Annotated in this window: 11 protein-coding genes; 4 read left to right on the top strand and 7 right to left on the bottom strand. The window is 59.4% G+C overall.

Annotated features, from left to right (window positions below; all coding sequences use genetic code 11):
• Positions 1–6: 6 nt before the first annotated feature.
• Positions 7–3,672: a glycosyltransferase gene (locus DOM41_RS12795; protein ID WP_110687248.1), complete on the top strand. Its 3,666-nt coding sequence runs from the start codon at positions 7–9 to the stop codon at positions 3,670–3,672.
• A gap of 780 nt (positions 3,673–4,452) precedes the next feature.
• On the opposite strand, the gene DOM41_RS12790 is transcribed toward DOM41_RS12795, so the two are convergent.
• Complete coding sequence (locus DOM41_RS12790) at positions 4,453–4,980, bottom strand: bactofilin family protein (RefSeq protein WP_110687247.1); 528 nt, start codon at positions 4,978–4,980, stop codon at positions 4,453–4,455.
• Positions 4,981–5,202: 222 nt separating this feature from the next.
• On the opposite strand from DOM41_RS12790, the gene DOM41_RS12785 reads away from it, so the two are divergent.
• Positions 5,203–5,778 (top strand): bactofilin family protein, encoded by a 576-nt coding sequence (locus DOM41_RS12785; protein WP_157956934.1) that lies wholly within the window; start codon positions 5,203–5,205, stop codon positions 5,776–5,778.
• 199 nt (positions 5,779–5,977) lie between these two features.
• Positions 5,978–7,795: a SulP family inorganic anion transporter gene (locus tag DOM41_RS12780; protein ID WP_110687245.1), complete on the top strand. Its 1,818-nt coding sequence runs from the start codon at positions 5,978–5,980 to the stop codon at positions 7,793–7,795.
• Positions 7,796–7,815: 20 nt separating this feature from the next.
• Here DOM41_RS12780 and DOM41_RS12775 read toward each other — a convergent pair whose 3' ends face one another.
• From DOM41_RS12775 to DOM41_RS12755, 5 genes are all read right to left on the bottom strand, one after another.
• A complete protein-coding gene (locus DOM41_RS12775) occupies positions 7,816–9,024 on the bottom strand; it encodes an AGE family epimerase/isomerase (protein ID WP_157956933.1) in 1,209 nt (402 codons plus the stop codon).
• 228 nt (positions 9,025–9,252) lie between these two features.
• Complete coding sequence (gene cydC / locus DOM41_RS12770; protein ID WP_110687243.1) at positions 9,253–10,971, bottom strand: thiol reductant ABC exporter subunit CydC; 1,719 nt, start codon at positions 10,969–10,971, stop codon at positions 9,253–9,255.
• Positions 10,971–12,701, bottom strand: coding sequence for a thiol reductant ABC exporter subunit CydD (gene cydD, locus DOM41_RS12765; RefSeq protein WP_110687242.1), 1,731 nt, complete (start codon positions 12,699–12,701; stop codon positions 10,971–10,973). Before cydD ends, cydC begins: the two co-directional genes overlap by 1 nt.
• Positions 12,698–13,699, bottom strand: a complete 1,002-nt coding sequence (cydB, locus tag DOM41_RS12760; RefSeq protein ID WP_110687241.1) for a cytochrome d ubiquinol oxidase subunit II — start codon at positions 13,697–13,699, stop codon at positions 12,698–12,700. The genes cydD and cydB overlap by 4 nt, the downstream gene beginning before the upstream one ends.
• Positions 13,700–13,702: 3 nt before the next feature.
• On the bottom strand, positions 13,703–15,118 hold the full coding sequence (locus tag DOM41_RS12755; protein ID WP_110687240.1) for a cytochrome ubiquinol oxidase subunit I: 1,416 nt from the start codon (positions 15,116–15,118) through the stop codon (positions 13,703–13,705).
• 545 nt (positions 15,119–15,663) lie between these two features.
• Between DOM41_RS12755 and DOM41_RS12750 the strand changes: the two genes are divergently transcribed.
• A complete protein-coding gene (locus tag DOM41_RS12750) occupies positions 15,664–16,950 on the top strand; it encodes a multidrug effflux MFS transporter (protein WP_223160992.1) in 1,287 nt (428 codons plus the stop codon).
• A 19-nt stretch (positions 16,951–16,969) separates the two neighbouring features.
• On the opposite strand, the gene DOM41_RS12745 is transcribed toward DOM41_RS12750, so the two are convergent.
• Positions 16,970–17,950 carry a calcium/sodium antiporter gene (locus DOM41_RS12745; RefSeq protein ID WP_110687239.1) on the bottom strand — a complete coding sequence of 327 codons (981 nt, stop codon included), beginning with the start codon at positions 17,948–17,950 and terminating at the stop codon, positions 16,970–16,972.
• Between the last annotated feature and the right edge of the window lie 99 nt (positions 17,951–18,049).

Genomic DNA, 18,049 nt, shown 5'->3' with positions numbered 1-18,049 from the left:
TGCCCCATGGTCAAGAAGAATGCTGTTTCTGCCACTGATAAGCGTAAGCCCCGGCTACTATGGGCTAACCCATTCTGCCTGATGGATACATCCAGCGGCGCCAGCATGAGTGTGCGCCAAATGCTCATGCAGCTTGCGGCCAGCGGTTACGAAATTCGGATTCTAGGAGCGACGGTTTTCGACAATCCGAAAGGCACGGGTCGTCTTAAGGAACTGTTCCCGGATCTTGACAGTCATCAGCATCAGCTCATCGAAGCAGAAGATGGCCCCTTGACCCATCAGTTGGTCGTTAGCTACAGCTACAACCGCAATCATTTCACCACCCATGAAGAGGGACTCTGGTATAGCCAGTACATCTACGAGTTAGATACCTTCAAGCCGGACGTAATCTGGTTTTACGGCGGCCAGACGCTGGATATGCTAATCGCCGACGAAGCGCGAGACCGAGGCATTGCCACTGTTGCCTATTTAGCGAATGGGAATTACAAGTCGTCCCGCTGGTGCCGTGACGTGGACTTGATCCTGTGCGACAGCCAGGCTACCGCTGATATGTACCGTAAACAGGTAGGGTTTGCCTCCAAACCCGTAGGCAAATTCATTTCGCCTGCTAGCTTCGTCGCTGAGACCCACGAGCGCCGACGGCTGCTCTTCGTTAACCCCAGCTGGCAGAAAGGCGCCAGCATCTTTGTCCAGCTTGCAGAGCGGTTAGAGTGCGAGCGACCAGAGATCGAGCTGGAAGTCGTGGAAGCCCGCGCCGACTGGGCTGCCGTGCTTCGCGAAACCACGCACAAAATGGGCAAACAGCGGAGTACGCTAAGTAACGTGACTGTCACGGCCAATACCAGTGACATGCGCGGGCCCTATAGCCGCGCCCGTGTGCTGATCGCGCCAAGTCTGTGGTGGGAAAGCTCCGGTCGAGTACTGGCAGAGGCCATGCTCAACGGCATTCCGGCGCTCATCACCAATCGCGGCGGCATGCCCGAGATGGTCGGAGATGCAGGTATCGCCTTTGATTTCCCTGAAAGATGTTACGAAGAGCCCTACCAGCCCCTGCTTAGCGAGCAAGAGCTACAGCCACTTTTCGACGCGGTACTGGCTTTCTTCGATGACCCAACGCTGTATCAGAAGTATGTCGCCCAGGCTTTCAGTATCGGGGAACGGGAGCATCATATTGACCGCGCCACCGAGCGTCTTACGCACGCCCTAACCCCGCTCGTTCGTGGGAAAGCCGGCAATAAGGATTTCACGCTATCGCAGCGTAAGCGCCATCAACAGCGCTTATCGAGCCGTGCGATGAAACCCGAGCTGAAAGTTGACCGCTCCCTGGAGCACCTCATCCAATCCAAAGCGGGTAACGACTCACGAACTGAAGCGTCAGCCACACGCCTCCACTTGACCGACGACTTCAAATGGCAGTTGAAGGGCAAAGTCATCGTCCTCGATAATCGAGCCAGTCTGATCAAAACTGGCCTGGCTGAGCAAATGGCCCAAACAGGCGCGTTCGGTATCGTCGCCTTTGACCCGGCCAGCGAAGTCAAGGACCCCAAGCAGTACGAAGGCAGCGATACTATTCAAGTCTTTCCTCATGCCCTATTGGGCGACGGAAGCCCGGCAACGCTACACGCCTGCGTTGCGCCAGAAATGAGCAGTACCCTCAAACCGCTACCGGTGGAAAAGCTGCCTGAGCGCCACCATCTTGGCAGCCAGGCAATCGCCGAGCTGCCGATCAACTCGATCGCCCTGGATAGCATTACGGGGTTGGAAAGCCTCGACTGGTTGATTCTGGACGAATTCAGCGATGCCATGGCCGTTCTGGAAAACGGCAAGAAGTACCTCGAAAAGACCCTGCTAATTCAGGCCCGCATTCCCTTTCAATTAACGCACGAGAAGCAGCCCAGCCTGGCTGAACTACAGCACTGGGCAAGCCGCAACGGGTTCCGGTTTTATCGCTTTCACAATATTAAACATTACAGCCATTTACCCGATCAGTTGAACGAGCGCACTCCCTGTGCGAGCGAGCAAGAGAGTGCCGACATTCTCTTTTTGCCAAGCCAGGAACGTATGGCGACACTCGCAGACAAAGAGAAGGTAAAACTAGCTTTCATTTTAAGCGCCGTATTTGCCGCGCATGATATGGCATTCGAGCTGCTGGCCGACGTGAATCATGAGAAAGCAATAGCATTTCTCGAAGGCCAGAGCTACTTGCCCAAGTCGATCCACAAAAGCTCCCAAACCACGGCTAAAGACATCAATGATTTAAAGAATATAATAGAAAAAGCGCCGCTATCAGCAATCAAGAGCAGTCATTCTCTGCCGGGCAACCTGGTGGTGTCCTTAACGTCGTACACAAAGCGATTTGAAAATCTTCATCTGACCTTACGCAGTCTATTGCTGCAGAAGGTAAAGCCGGACGCTTTGATTCTCTGGATAGCCGAAGAAGAGAAAGAAGAGCTCCCTACAAGGGTGTGGGAGCTAAGAAATTACGGGGTAGAAATTCGTTTTTGCGAGAATATTCGATCATATAAAAAAATCATCCCCACGCTGAAAGAGCGACCTGACAGCTTTGTCGTGACGGCTGACGATGACGTTTACTACTCCCCCGAATGGCTTGAATCACTCCTTGACTCCTGGGATGGGGACCGAAAGTCAATTATCGCGCATCGGGCGCACAAAATTATTCTTGATAAGCGCGGCAAACCCTCACCTTACCGCCAGTGGCAATGGGAAGTCAGTAAAGACGAGGAAGTCGATGGTTTGACTTTCCCGACCGGCTGTGGCGGTGTTTTATACCCACCGGGCGTGTTTCATCCTGACGTTACTGACATTGACAAATTCATGGAGCTATCGCCGGGCACCGATGATGTATGGCTATACTGGATGGCATCTCTCAACAGCAGTAAAGTCAGGAGTTCGGGAAAAGGATTCGACATCATAGAATGGCCCAATCTCAACGCCTCAAGCTTGTGGGTCGAAAATATTACGAATGGTAGAAATGACAAAAATATTAGCCGGCTAATAGGCTTCTACGGGATGCCATGGCTCCACCAAAAACAGGGTGGCAATGCGCCCTCTTTTTCAGTAGGAAAATATTGGGAACAACGTTATCAGCGTGGCGGAAACTCTGGCGCAGGCTCCTACGGGCGCTTAGCAATGTTCAAGGCGGAGATCATCAACGGCTTCGTTAAAGAGAACCAGGTTGGCAATGTCATCGAGTTTGGCTGTGGCGACGGGAACCAGCTTTCGCTCATTAGTTACGACTCTTATACCGGGGTAGACATTTCATCAAAAGCCGTTGAAAAGTGCAGGCAAAAATTTGAGCTTGACAGCTCAAAGAGCTTCATGACGTTAGACCATTTTGATCAACACCCTCTATCCGCTGACCTCACTTTGTCACTGGATGTCATATACCACTTGATCGATGAAAAAATTTACCATGAATACATGGAGAGATTGCTTTCATCATCGGAAAGGTTTTGCATCATATACTCCGCCAACGAGAACAAAAACACATTAGACGCGCATGTAAAAAAACGCAGGTTTACCGACTGGATTGAAAAACATGCCCCTGATTGGACACTTTTTAAATTTATTCCCAATCGCTACCCCATGACAGCGACAAGTGATCCCAACAACACGTCGTTTGCGGACTTCTATATCTTTAAAAAAAGGTAGTACCGCTTTCAACCTGATTCCAACGGATTGCAAGCACTCCGCCGCATGCTCTCGACAGCAGCGGCGGAGTGCTTGCGATCATCGGAATTTGCAGAGGGGGAACAGACACCAATAGCGGCTTTTCATGAGTCAATGCTCGCTTTCTAGTCCGTTTTTCAATGGTATGATTAATCGCTAATCGTCATCATCCGCAGACCTCGCCCCTTCTCCCACCGCAAGATCAAGTCGCTCGTTGACGCCAACGAATGCGTGATAGTCGATCTTAAAAGAAACGTCGGGCAGCATCGTCATGCGCGAGAGTAGAAGAGTAGAAGGAAACGCGATAGCGAGTCGGCGGCCTCTACCACGATCGATGCTCCAGACACGACTTCAGAATCACACGGCCTGATAGACGACCGAGACATGGCTGTCTTGCAGAACGCCGGGGCCATGGCGAAAACGGGATGAATCTCCGCTTCCGCACCGATGGCCCCTACCAACGAAACGAGAGGAATGATTGCATTCAAAGCAACCGAGTCAAACGGTAGTCAGGTTCATTGTAGCCGTCGCTAAGTAGAGATCGCCTGCGTCTTGCGTACTTCCCCGGTCCTGCGACCCGTTTATGGCTGAAAGCGCTAGGTTTGAGGGTCGTTTCGAACAGGCACCGGCGATTCGGGAAAATTAACGACACTGCGATTAACGAACCGCACAAAGAAGATCATCGTCGCGAAGCAATACCTATTTTTTTAGGCGTCACCGTTACTTAGCCACAACACGTCGCCGCTAACCCGCCTACATGCGCTAAGCGCTGTCTTCAGAGTCTCCCTCGCGAGACGTGGGGAGAGAAGATTTATCGACATTGAACGGTATGTTTTCAGGCACGTCACTAGCAAAACTATCACTTAATGTCTTCTGGTCCGGATCCATATCGATGGTTCCATGAAATATCGCACCCTCCTCCAGCATCAAGTTAGGCGAATGTAAATCGCCGTACACGACCGCGCCGGCTTTCAAGGTGATCCGCTGCGACGCAATCAGCTTGCCTTCAATGCGTCCTTCGATCGTAATTTCCGCGCCGATTACCTGTCCTTCGACGCTGCCGCCGGCGCCGACCTTAATGAGATGCGTGGGGATAGTGATGTCACCGATCACCTGCCCTTCGATAAACAGATCTTCTTCGCCTGACACTTCACCTCGGACGAGGGTCGCGGCACCGATGCGCGAAGGCCCCGTGAGTCGCTCTTTCGTGCTCGGATGGCTACCCTTGGAGGTTGGGCTCTCGCTGGCATCCGGCGCGGTGGCAACGTCGCCTCGGGCTTTCTGGAACATGATGTCTTCTCGCTTTCGCAGGTGTCGAGCCCGCCCTTACCTCGGGCGGTACTATCCTTTGTTGATCGGCGGCTATTAGGGCATCTTGATACCAGGCCGGGCTGATGCGCTGTTCGGTCCTCTCATCGCTGATCTCAAGATTAGCGAGACAGAGTCGATAGCAACATCATGCGGCGCGACTTAGCCGAACGTGTAATGTCACTGCACTTCGCAGGAGATGCAATGGGACTCGCAAGTTGGGGGCTTCTCGCCGGTTTGGTCGCGATCGGCATACTGCTGATCGATGGCTACCGCCGATCGTTACCGAAAAAGGAGATCCGGGATAACCCTTCTCCCACTCAAGTCGATTCGACCAATCCGCCCAAGGATCAAAGAGCCGTCGTTCAGCGCCTCTCGAGCCCGCGCGAAGCCGGAGGCACCGCGGTGGTACCAACGCCTGTCACCGCGGCGCTGGACTCGAAACCCGCTCAGACTGACATGTCTCCGACTTACCTGGGCCCGCGCTTGCGCATCCAGGGTGATATCACCACCGGCGATGCGATACATATCGCGGGGCGTATCAACGGCAGAGTCGTCGTTGATGGCCAGCCACTGACGCTTTTAAACAGTGGCGTCGCCGGCCCGCAGGTCACTGCCGCGTATCTCGAGCTTCATGGGGAAGCAACGGGCGACATCGTGGTAGAAAAGCGGGTTCATATTGCGTCAACCGCCAGGTTCACCGGCACATTGCAAGCAAGCACCGCACGCTGTGAGCCCGGTGCCGCGCTCAGAGGCGATCTAAGGATCGGCACCTGCTAATCAGTAGAGTGGCGACGAAGCCTCTGGCTCTCTTCCGTTTTTACACACTGAGACCGTTACCACCCGGTAGCGATGACCTGTCGTGAACGGTCCATCCTTCCGTCTGCGCTGACACCGGCTTGCACCCTACCCCAATCCCGCGCAACATTTATGGCTGCAAACGATAAGCTTATGAATAATTGGGGAGCATCAGCCGGCGATGAGTGGAGAACCGAGCGAAGAGCTGCGCGAATCCGAGGATGCGTTGCGTGAGCGGATTCATCTTCGCGCGCGACTCGCGCGCTATTTCCCAATAGCGACCTGGCTGCCCTACTACAATCGGCACCTGCTGAGCGAAGACCTTGTGGCGTCGATCATCGTCACGCTCATGATCATCCCCCAGGCACTCGCCTATTCAATCCTGGCAGGGTTACCGGCGGCGGCGGGCCTCTACGCCAGCATGCTGCCGCTAATCGCGTATTCGATCTTCGGCACCAGTCGGACCCTCTCCGTCGGACCGATGGCGATCGTGGCGCTAATGACAGCAGCGGCGCTTTCTCCTTTGTTTGCACCCGGCTCTCCCGCCTATAGCCAAGGCGCAGTGACATTGGCGATGCTTTCAGGGCTGATGCTCGCCGTCATGGGCTTGCTACGCCTGGGATTTTTCGCCAACTTCCTCAGCCACCCGGTCATCTCGGGACTGCTGACCGCCTCTGGCGTGCTGATCGCCGCGAGCCAGGTCGCAGGATTGATGGGCATCGGCGGATCCGGCTTCACCCTGATCGATCAGTTGACCCAGCTCGTTGGCCGCCTGGATACCCTTCACCCGCCCACGCTGATTCTTGGCATCGCCTCTCTTGTCTTCCTCGTGCTGATGCGGCGTGTCGCGCCCACGTTACGACGGTTTGGCTGCCCTGCAGGCGCCGCCACTTTCATCGTCCGGCTGGGGCCCGTAATGGCCGTTGCCATCACGACCGTCATCTCCTGGTGGCTGAATCTACCGGCACGCGGTGTCAGCGTAGTCGGCGACATTCCCGCGCAGTTGCCTCCGCTCACTCTTCCCTCGTTCGATCCCGGTCTACTTCGAGAGCTACTGCTACCAGCGTTCCTGATCAGCGTCGTGGGTTTCATTGAGTCGGTATCGCTGGCGCAGATGTTGGCCGCACGGCGGCGCGAACGCATTTCGCCGGACCAGGAGCTCGTCGGCCAAGGCGCCGCCAATATTGCCGCCGCCATGACCTCGGGCATGCCCGTATCCGGTAGTCTCTCCCGCACGGTCATCAACTTCGATGCTGGCGCGCGCACACCGGCGGCTGGCGCTTTCGCGGCGCTCGGCGTTGCGCTGGTGATCCTGTTTCTCACGTCGTTGATCGCCTACCTGCCCCTGGCCACCCTCGCCGCCACCATTATCGTTTCCGCCATGAAACTCGTGGATATCAGCGCGCTGCGGCGGACTTGGCAATACTCGCGCAGCGACTTCACCGCGATGTTGATCACGATTCTGCTGACGTTCATCGAAGGGGTCGAAGCGGGGGTCATGGCCGGTGTCGCGGTCTCTCTGGCGCTTTATCTCTATCGCACCAGTCGACCGCATACCGCCGTGGTCGGCAAGCTGCCGGGCACCGAGCATTTCCGCAACGTGCGTCGCCATGAAACGGAGATCGACAAGGAGATCGCGCTGCTGCGTATCGACGAGAGTCTCTATTTTGCCAATGCGCGCTATCTCGAGGACACGGTGTACGCGCTGCTCGCGGACCGCCCGTCGATGAAGCACATGGTCCTGATCGGGTCAGCGATCAATCTGATCGATGCTTCGGCGGTCGAGACGCTGGAGTCGATCAATGCACGCCTCAAGGATTCCCAGGTCACACTCCACCTGGCCGAAATCAAGGGGCCGGTCATGGACCGCCTGAAAAAGAGCGACCTGCTCGACGAGCTTACCGGCGAGGTTTACCTGAGCACCTACACCGCCTGGACTGATCTTCGTCATCGGCTCGAAAATGATGCAAGGGACGGCGACATGACCAGCGAAAGCTAACGTATTTTCATCATCGATCTTCAGACACGCGCGATTCGCGTATCGCCTGACTCCCGCCGCTCTGCCAGTACTGAGAGCGCGAAGAGCGCCTCCAGCGGTGCCTGGTCCACCTTGGGTGGCCGACTCTTCTCGCGAGAGTAGCGCCGATTGTCTGGCGTCAGGCGGTCGTACCACCCCCCGTGCGTATGATCGATGAAGTGTTGCCAGACCGTGCTCATCAAGCGATCGAGGGCGCGACCGAAACGGGCTTCATTCGTCAATGCCTGTAATTCCGCGGCCGCCGCCAGGCCCTCCGCCTGGACCCAAGAGAGCTTGTCACGCACGAGCGGCGTACGATCGAAATTGACACTCTGGATGAGGCCGCCGTTTCGCGCGTCCCAGCCTGCAGCCATCGACTCGGTGAACAGCCGCTGTGAGCACTCCAGCAGCCAGCCTTTCCCAGGGAAATGCGAGAACAGCGTCGCGAGCAGACGCGCCCAGGCCATCTGCTCGCCGATCTGAAAACCCCACGGCTGCAGTCGGTCATCGATCTCGTCGCGATGAAACTCGAAGTCCGGATGCCACTCGGCATCGTAATGCGGCCATAACCAACCGTCGCCGGCCGGCGCGAGTCGCTGCCAGACAACCGTCGTCACGGCCAAGGCCCGTTCGAGCAACGCCGGGTCTCGCGTCACCTCGAAGGCAGCCATCAGCGCTTTGAGCACGTCGTGCTGAGTGCGCGCGCTGCGTCGCAGCGTCCACTGCCCGAGGCCATCGGTCTCGTCGACGTAAAGGCATTGAGAGCCGTCGAAGTAGCGAGTCTGCAGACGACTCAGCTCGAGCTTGAGCATCGCGACGGCCTCCTCGATGCCTGCCTTCGCAGCCGCCGCGTAGGCGCCCAGCACGGCTGCCAGGCCAGTGGCCCGATGCGTCTTCGAGACGGGCTCGCCGTGATCCAACATCCAGGCGTAGTCCCGAGTGCGAGTCTCGAAATGCGCAGACGCCAGATAACGAAGTCCATGACGTGTCCAGCCCAACGCCTCACCGCTACCGCTGCGTCGAGCTTCATCAGCGTAAAGAGAGACGAAGCCTGCACTCGAGAGCAGGTGGCGCCTCAATGGATTGTAGGTCTGCCCGTCATCGGTGAAGTAGTGATAGAAGCCCGAGTGGGTATCGATGCAGCGGGGATGATAGAACTGCACGATTCGGTCGATTTGGTGCGCGATCTCGCGAGAGCTGGTCATCGGCATGGCAGTCTCCGTAAAGGACGAGCCACACCCGATGTAGCGCTTTTTAGAACAAAAACACCATTCGTCACTGGTCGAATTGAGCAGTCGGCACTGGGTTCGGATCAAACGCGAGGGCTCTGCTAGACGCATCAAGGCATGCCGGGGCCATGCGCGTTGCGAGGACGGCCCGACCGGCAACAGATAGCGTGCCGCCGACGCGGGAACGGCTATCGCTTATTTGCCGCCAGCTTAGTCGAAGGCTTCCAAGGTGATGCAACCGTCAGCTCTCGTGGTCAACCGCAGGTAGCGATCGCAAGGGGGCAATGCCTCTCTGGCATGGCCGAGCGCCAGGACGGTGCGCTCCCCCAGCCACTCATCGAGGGCGCTTTTGACAGCGTCTGAGGTTGCCGTGTCTAGCCCTGAAAGCGGTTCATCGAGAATCACCAGGGGGGAGTTGCGAAGTATCACTCGAGCCAGCGCGACGCGCCGAGCCTGTCCGCCGGAGAGCTGGCGACCCTGTTCACCCACCCAGGTGTTCATACCCTCCGGGAGCGAGCTTGCCCACGTCTTCAGGGCGACGCGCTCCAGCGCGGAGGCCAGGGCCTCGTCGCTCGCCTCCGGGTCTCCCAACCGTAGATTGGCCGCCAGCGTGTCGTGGAAGAGCTCGCTGCGCTGCGTGAGATAGCCGATGCGCGCACGCAGCGACTCCGGGGCAAGACCGGCGAGGTCGTCGCCGTTCAAGGCGACTCGCCCCGCCGACGGCGTCACCAGGCCCACGGCGAGCTGGGCGAGCGTCGACTTGCCAATGCCTGACGGCCCGATGATGCCAACCCGCTCACCCGGTGCAACCGCAAGTGACAACTCGGAGAGCGTAACGCGGGTACCGCGAATGACGGTCACCGAGTGGTAGCCGAGTGACGGGGCGGCGCCGCTCGGCATGCGCCTATCATCAGACTCGACTTCTGCCGTTTGCGGCGTTTGCTGATTGAGGCGTTCGGCGGCACGCACCGTCGCCCCGAGCTGGCCAAAGGCCATCGGCAGTCCGCCTAGTCCCTCCCCGATTGCCAGCGTGCCGAGCGCGAGCATCACCATCACCGGCCCGGATATAGCCCCATCGCGAAGCGCAACGGCGCCCAGTAACAGCACCGCCAGCGTCGTGATCTGAACCGCCAGCGTGACGACGGCGTTGCTCACCGCCAGACGGCACCCCAGGGTACGTTGGTCTTGGGTCAGTGCTGCCTCTTCGTCCCGCCACAGGCGGCGATGACGATCAACGGCTTGATAGGCAAGCAGTTCCGGCAATCCCTCGACCTGTTCGATCGCTCGCACTCGAAGTCGCTCCTGGCGATCGACCCGGCGATAGCTGGCGTGCCACCCCCAGCGCGCGCAGCCCAGCGTTGCGAGACACCAGAGCGGTAGCAGAATCAGTCCCAGCGTCCAGCCCACCATGGGTAGAAAGAACCCGGCAAAAATCCCGAACCCCAGAATTCCGAGCAAGGCGATAATCGGCGGCGCGAGCAGGCGCAGGTAGAGCGAATCGAGCGTATCAATATCTGCGGTCAGCCGGTTGAGCCACTGAGAGGCCCGACTCTGTGACAGCGTCGTGGCGTCCAGCCGAAGCAGGTTACCGAAGACCCGCGCTCGCAGATCCGCCAGCAATCGGAGCACCGTGTCGTGGTTGTAGAGACGTTCGAGATATCGCGTCACCGTCCGCGAAACGGCAAAGAAGCGAATGCCACTCCCCGGCGTAAACACATCGATATACCCCGCCACGGCAGCGGTAACCGCCGTTGCCGTGATGAACCATCCCGAAAGCGACAGCAGCCCGAGCGCGCTGACAAGGGTGGCAAGCATCAGCACACCGCCAAGCACAAGCCGCTTCCGCCGTTCGCCGATGACACCGATCCACGGCCGGAGCGCGGCAAGCCTGTCCGCCGGCGATGGCGACGTCTGGGGTTTGGCAGGCATTAGCAGACCTCCTCGTCGTGGTGTGATACCCGATCGCGCAGATCCTGCGACGCGACGCGATGCAGCGTCCCGCCTTCAATGGCATAAACCCGATCGGCCATCGCCATGATCTCGCTGTGGTGCGTTGCGACGATTAGGGTACGACCGTGGGCGACCAGCCGCTGAAGCCCAGCGATCACTTCCCGCTCGGTGACCGCATCGAGAGCCGCGGTCGGCTCATCCAGCAGCAGCAGTGGCGCCGACGACAGGAAGAGTCGGGCGAGCGCCAGCCGCTGCCCTTCGCCGCCGGAGAGCCCAACGCCCCGCTCCCCCAGTGGCGTCTCCAACCCCCGGTCCGATGCCGCGAGCCAGCGAGCCAGTCCCGCTTGCGTCAGTGCTTCCTGCAGTTGGGTATCACTGGCCTCGGGTGCTACCAGACGCAAGTTCTCTGCCAGCGTGCCCTGAACGATCAGCGCACGCTGATCCATCCAGCCCACGCCGGGTGTGCGTTGCACCGCCAGCTTGCCGCCATCCGGCGCGACGAACCCGGCCATCAGCTGCAACAGGCTGGACTTGCCGCTGCCCGAAGGACCAACGAGGGCGATCACCTCACCACGCTTCACGCTGAGCGTCACCGGTCCCAGCAGACGATCTCGACCGGCGTGACGCAGCTCAACGCGTTCAAGCCGGACCGCTTCATCGCCCGCCAAGGTCAGACCAGCCTCTTCTTGCGGGGTCAGAGATTCCCCTTCAGCGAGCAGTGTCTGCAGACCCTCCGCGGCACCCAGCGCCGACGCCCGGTCATGATAGTGCTGGGACAAGGTACGCAATGGCTGGAAGAACTCCGGTGCCAGCAGCAGAATGAAGAGCCCGCTGAAGAGATTCAAAGATCCGGCCGGCCCATAGTTGATATAGCCGAGCAGCCCAAAACCGATGTAGATCGCGACGACCGCTACCGAGACAGCGGCAAAGAACTCCAGCACCGCCGAAGAGAGAAACGCCACTCTCAGCGTCTTGAGGCTGCGCCGTCGGTAATCATGGGCGACCGCCTCGACCTCTGTCACACTCCGTTCGCCGAGTCCGAACAGTTTGAGCGTGGTAATGCCGCGAACGCGGTCGAGAAAGTGTCCGGAGAGCCGCGTCACCGCCTGGAACTGAGCTTCATTCAGCCGCTGCGCGCCCATCCCGATCAGCGCCATGAACAGCGGAATCACCGGCGCAGCGATAAGCAGCCAGATGCCCGCCAGCCAGTCGAGCCACAGTACGGCGACGAGATAGATCAGCGGGACCAGCGCGGCCACGACCATCTGCGGCAGAAAGCGCGCGTAATAGCCCTCCAGCGCCTCCACCTGATCCACGACCTGGCTCGCGAGCCCGGCACTATGCCTCGATGCCAGTCGAACCGGCCCCAGCGCGGCCAGCGTCTCAAGCACACGACGGCGCACACGCTGTTTGACCCGTAGGCCGCACTCGAGCCCACACCGCTCCTGCCCCGCCTGCGCGATCGCTCTCACCATGACAGCGATCACAATGACCGCCACCCCGCCGAACGTCTGCTCGAGCGACGCGTGGTAAGTCACTAAACGATCCACCGTCCAGGCCAGCCCCCCCATCTGAGCGAGCGTCGCCGCCCCGGCGATCAAGCCGCAGCCCACAGCGCCGCGGTACCAGCGCTCGACGCCATGGGTCTGCTGCTTCAGCCACGCTCGCGGGGGATTCGCGGACCGGCGATTCTGGCTATCGGCGCTCAATGATAGCCCTCACCGACGCGCACCTTGCCGCGGAACACCCAGTAGGACCAGGCGGTGTAGGCCAGCACGATGGGCAGTACGAAGAGCACTCCGATCAGCAGGAAGAGCTGCGACTCCGGTGCCGAGGCGGCGTCCCACAGGGTGTAATCCGGCGGCACCACGTAGGGCCAGCGGCTCACGATAAGCCCAAGGTAGGTGAAGATGAACAGACCCAGTGTGAGCAGAAAGGCGGACCCTTCTCGCTTGTGGCGGTTGGCCAGGAAGATGCCTAACGCGCAGAGCAGCGTGGCGAACGGCAGCAGCCAGATGACATTGAGGTGGTCGAACCAGCGGGCCGAGACACCGGCATCAATCCAGGGCGTCCAGAGGCTCACGATCACGAACACCGCCAGCACCGCCACCAGCAACTTCGGAACCAGCCGCCGCGCCCAGTCACGTACGTGACCATCCGATTTGAGTACCAGCCAGGTGGCGCCGAGCAGCATGTAACCCACGACGAGCCCGATACCGGTCAGAATGGAGAACGGTGTCAGCCAGTCGAAAGCCCCACCGGTGTAGACACCGTCCGCGGTTTCGAAACCCTGAATGTAGGCACCGACCACACAGCCCTGCGCGAACGCCGCGACGAAGGATCCGCCGGCGAATGCCCGATTCCACCAGCGCCGCGTGAGCCGGGACTTGAAGCGGAATTCGAACGCCACACCGCGAAAGATCAGCCCCGCCAGCATGAGGAAGACGCCGAGGTAGAGTGCCGGTAGCAGGATGGTGTAGACCAGCGGGAAGGCCGCGATCAAACCCGCGCCACCCAGCACGAGCCAGGTTTCATTGCCATCCCAGACCGGGGCGATCGAATTCATCATCACATCGCGAGCATCCTCGTCCGGCGCAAACGGAAAGAGAATGCCGAGCCCCAGGTCGAACCCGTCCATGAGCACGTACATGATCACCCCCACGGCGATGATGACGGCCCATATGAGTGAAAGATCGAACATTTCCATGACTCAGCTCCTGGACGAAGACGAGAAGTTGCCGTCGAACGGCACGTGGGTGGCGGAGAACGGGCGAGCCGGGCGATCGACGTCGGTCATCTCTTCGTCAGCGTCGAGCGGATCGAGCCCCTGACGGATCACCTTGAACAGGTAGTAGACCCCGGCGTAGAAGATCACCGCGTAGACCGTGACGTAGCCGATCAACGTCGCCAGCACCATGCCGCCGGTCAGTGACGGTGTGACGGCGTCGCTGTAGCGCAGAATGCCAAAGACGAGCCAGGGTGAACGTCCAATTTCGGTGACGAACCAGCCTGCCGTGACTGCGAGGAAGGGCGACAGGCTCATCGCCTGAAGACCATGCAGGAACCAGCGCGAGGTGTAGAGCTTTCCCCCCCGGCGCAGAAAGAGCCCGATCACGGAAAACGCGATCATCAGAACACCGAGGGCGACCATCACACGGAAGCTATAGAACACCATCCATACCGGGGGCTGCTCATTTTCGGGCACGTGATCGAGCCCCGGTACGACACCCTCGGCATCGTGACGCAACACTAGACTGGCACCGTTGGGGATACCGATCTCCATCCGATTGGCCTGCAGATCACGATCCGGCAACGCGAACAGCAGCAGCGGCACATGGGAACCGGTTTCCCAGTTGCCCTCCATCGCGGCAAGTTTCGCTGGTTGATGCTCGAGTGTATTGAGCCCGTGTTCGTCCCCGATCCAGGCCTGTAGCGGCGTCAGGATCAGCAGCAGCCACAGGGTCATCGACAGCGCCCGTTTGTGAACCTCGACATCCCGGCCACGCAGCAGAAACCAGGCACTGACACCACAAACTACGAAGCCACCAGTGAGGAATGCTGCCATCGCCATGTGCATGAAGCGATACGGGAACGAAGCCGTGAACATGGCATCAATCCAGGAAACGACGTGAACCGCGCCTTCTCGGATCTCGACACCCGCCGGTGTCTGCATCCAGCTGTTGGTGACCAGAATCCAGAACGCGGACACGAACGTCCCCACTGCTACCATGAGAGCGGCGAAGAAGTGCACTGAAGGCGAAACCCGGTGGCGACCAAAGAGCAGTACGCCGAGAAAACCCGCCTCAAGGAAGAAAGCCGTGACGACTTCATAACTGAGCATCGGGCCAATGAAATTCGAGGCAAACTGAGAGAAGTTGCTCCAGTTAGTGCCGAACTGGAACGCCATGACGATGCCCGTGACGACCCCCATGCCGAATACCACGGCGAAGATCTTGGTCCAGAAATATCCCAGACGATCCCAGACATCATTGCCGGTCGCAACAAAGAGCCCCTGGAGCAACGCGATATAGGAGGCAAGTCCTATCGTGAACACCGGGAATATCGCGTGAAAAGTAACCACGAAAGCGAACTGCAATCGTGAAAGAAGGATCGGATCTAACGCCATGGCTGGCTCCTCGAATGCGACTTGCCGCCCCGGCTCTCCTGCGTCCGCTCGACGGCGCCTCAATGAAATCTCGTATCGACAGGCTCACGCCACGACGACACGAAGACCCTCTATTTTTGGCTAGTATCATGAAGCGATCGTTGCAATCACTTCACGGTAATCATCATAAGCAGGCCGCTGTCGCGCACTCTAGTGTCCAAATGTCGCAGGGCTCGATAGACACCACAAAAAGTGCAATGGTTAATCGACGCGAAGAATAATGAGCCATTTTTCCGCCAATTAAATCAGGCGTTTCAGCGCTATCCATCATTAAACTTAAGAAGAGTGAAGATTGTTGCTAACAATGCCTGCGACAAAACGCCGGTGGCCTCCGAAGCTTTTGTTTCTTTTCACACCACGATCGAGCGATTGACTCGAGCGCGCACCTGATAAAGTCGCTTTGATCAGCTGTCTTCTCGCGGGTCAGACGGGTAAGGTAGCAATGACTAGCCCGCTATCGTTTACCGCTCCTATCTTGCGATTGTGAGTTTGAGGGCTGGACTCCCTTGTCCATCCGTCTGAGTGCCCATCGATTGAAGGAGATCAGGATCGCTCGTCGCTACCCTGCCCAACCGCTCGACGCGAATCGCGCTACTGGCGAATCGCTCACCCCGCCGCTATGGATGCTGGTACTGATCACCCTGGCCGGGACCCTGGCGATGCACATCTTCGTTCCAGCGCTCCCGATCGCTAGTGAGGCGCTAAGCGCCGATAGCGGCCTGATGCAGCTGACGATCAGTCTCTACATTCTGGGGCTGGCTGTCGGGCAGCTGTTCTATGGCCCACTGTCCGATGCGCTGGGGCGTCGGCCCGCGCTAATGTTGGGTATGGCGCTCTATAGCGGAGCGGGCCTGGTGGCGTGGCAAGCCGCGAGCATCGAGACGCTGGTCGTGGCGAGATTCTTCCAGGCCTTTGGCGGCTGTGCGGGCCTTGCCCTGGGTCGGGCGATGATTCGCGACACCGCGCCGCCTGACAGCGCCGTGCAGAAACTCGCCGTACTCAACCTGGTCGTCGCAATCGGCCCGGCGTTGGCACCGCTGGCAGGAACACTGCTGGCAGACTGGGTGGGCTGGCGTTCCATTCTGCTTGCGCTCTGCCTGATGGGGTTGGGGAATCTACTCTTCGTCTGGCGCTGGATGCCGGAGACCGCGCAGCCCAGTGGCGCGGTCGATACGCGCGCGCTCGCCGTCGAATACCGCACGCTGCTGAAATCGCCGGCGTTTATCGGCTACGCCATCGGCGGCGGCTGTGTCACCACGGCGATGTTCGCTTTCGTGGCCTCGGCGCCGTTCATTTTCGAGCAGCTCGACGAGCCCGCAAGCCACGTCGCCTTTTATCTATCGCTGCTGATCTTGAGCATTTCATTGGGCAATCTCATCACCAATCGCACCATCAAGCGCCTCGGCATGGTGAGACTGATGATGACTGCGAGCTGGCTGAGCCTGATCGGGTCCAGTGCCATGGTCGTGATCGTCCTGGCAGGTGCCGCGACGCCGATCACGCTGGAGGCGGCAATGCTGCTGTTCACCTTTGGGGTGGGGATGACCGGCCCTACTGCGTTGACGCTGGCGGTGGGTGTCAATCCCCGCGTTATCGGTTCCGCCGCCGGCCTCTATGGCTTCTCGCAAATGGGCATCGGCGCACTCTGTACCGCGGTCGCCGGCATTGGCAGCGATCCCGCGATGGCGGCAGCGAGCGTTCTGCTGGTGGCTGCCGTCGTCGGCCAATTGGCGCTGCGCACCGCGCTACACTGCGACCCCAACGTGCGTGAAACGCGAACGTCAGCGGCCTGAGCGGCCACAACGCTGCTCGTCAAGCATCGACGATCGTCATCAATAGCCACGCGGTGTAGGCAACAAAGCTCAATAGCAACACAGCACCTTCGATTCGGTTGATTCGTCCCGCCCCCTTGACGCCGATGCCGCACACCAGCAGCACCAGCGACAGTGCCGCCATCACCGGCCAGTCGCGAACCAGCACCACGGGGTCGACGTCGATAGGGTCAATGACGCCCGCCAGTCCCACGACCGCCAGCGTGTTGAATAGGTTGGAACCCACCACGTTGCCGAGCACGAGTCCGTGCTCCTGCTTGCGCACGGCGGCGATCGACGAGGCAAGCTCCGGCAGCGAGGTGCCGATCGCAACGACGGTCAGGCCGATCACCAGATCGCTCACCCCCAACGACGACGCAATCCAGACCGCGCCCCAGACCAGCGCTCGGGAGCTGACGACCAGCATCACCAGACCGATCAGGGTCCAGGCTATCCCTCGTTTCAGTGACATCGTCTGCGCTGCCGGCTGCTGCTCAACCCCGGTTACGAGGGGCTCATTCTGATGACGGCTCTGGCGCTGCGACAACACGATACTCACCCCTAGCACGATGGCGAGGGCCAGGAGCAGTCCGCCGGCATCGAGTCGCGATACCTCGCCATCCTGTAGTACCCAAAACGAGAGCAGGGTGACCCCCGCCAGTATCGGCAGTTCGCGCCGGACCACCTGAGAGTCCACGCTAAGAGGACTGAGGAGTGCGACGAGCCCCACGATCAGCGCGATATTCATGATGTTGGAACCGTAGGCATTGCCGAGGGCCAGGCCGGGATTACCCTGGCTCGCCGCGAGCGCCGATACCATCATCTCCGGCGCCGAGGTTCCGAAGCCGATGACCAGCATGCCGATAAGAAGCGGGGAGAGCCCGAGCCGACTCGCGGTGGCCGTGGCCCCATCGACGAAGCGATCCGCACTCCATACCAGAATGATAAGTCCGACCACGATGGCCGCGATTGCCATGATCAAGCTGAGCTCTCCCAAGAGCGACTGATGCGCCCGAAATCGAAAAACGGTCCTTGAGGGCCTTCGTCGAGGGAACCGACCGCAGAGTTGCCCCCAATGTAG

It is taken from the genome of Salinicola aestuarinus, assembly GCF_003206645.1.
In the GTDB taxonomy this organism is placed as follows: Bacteria; Pseudomonadota; Gammaproteobacteria; order Pseudomonadales; family Halomonadaceae; genus Salinicola; species Salinicola aestuarinus.
This window is presented reverse-complemented; position numbering and strand designations above follow the sequence as displayed.

Excerpts from the sequence above, each read along its gene's own strand:
- DOM41_RS12790 (WP_110687247.1), bottom strand. The coding sequence starts at position 4,980 with ATGTTCCAGAAAGCCCGAGGCGACGTTGCCACCGCGCCGGATGCCAGC.
- cydB (WP_110687241.1), bottom strand. The coding sequence starts at position 13,699 with ATGGAAATGTTCGATCTTTCACTCATATGGGCCGTCATCATCGCCGTG.
- DOM41_RS12755 (WP_110687240.1), bottom strand. The coding sequence starts at position 15,118 with ATGGCGTTAGATCCGATCCTTCTTTCACGATTGCAGTTCGCTTTCGTG.
- cydC (WP_110687243.1), bottom strand. The coding sequence starts at position 10,971 with ATGCCTGCCAAACCCCAGACGTCGCCATCGCCGGCGGACAGGCTTGCC.
- DOM41_RS12775 (WP_157956933.1), bottom strand. The coding sequence starts at position 9,024 with ATGCCGATGACCAGCTCTCGCGAGATCGCGCACCAAATCGACCGAATC.
- DOM41_RS12795 (WP_110687248.1), top strand. The coding sequence starts at position 7 with ATGGTCAAGAAGAATGCTGTTTCTGCCACTGATAAGCGTAAGCCCCGG.
- DOM41_RS12780 (WP_110687245.1), top strand. The coding sequence starts at position 5,978 with ATGAGTGGAGAACCGAGCGAAGAGCTGCGCGAATCCGAGGATGCGTTG.
- DOM41_RS12785 (WP_157956934.1), top strand. The coding sequence starts at position 5,203 with ATGGGACTCGCAAGTTGGGGGCTTCTCGCCGGTTTGGTCGCGATCGGC.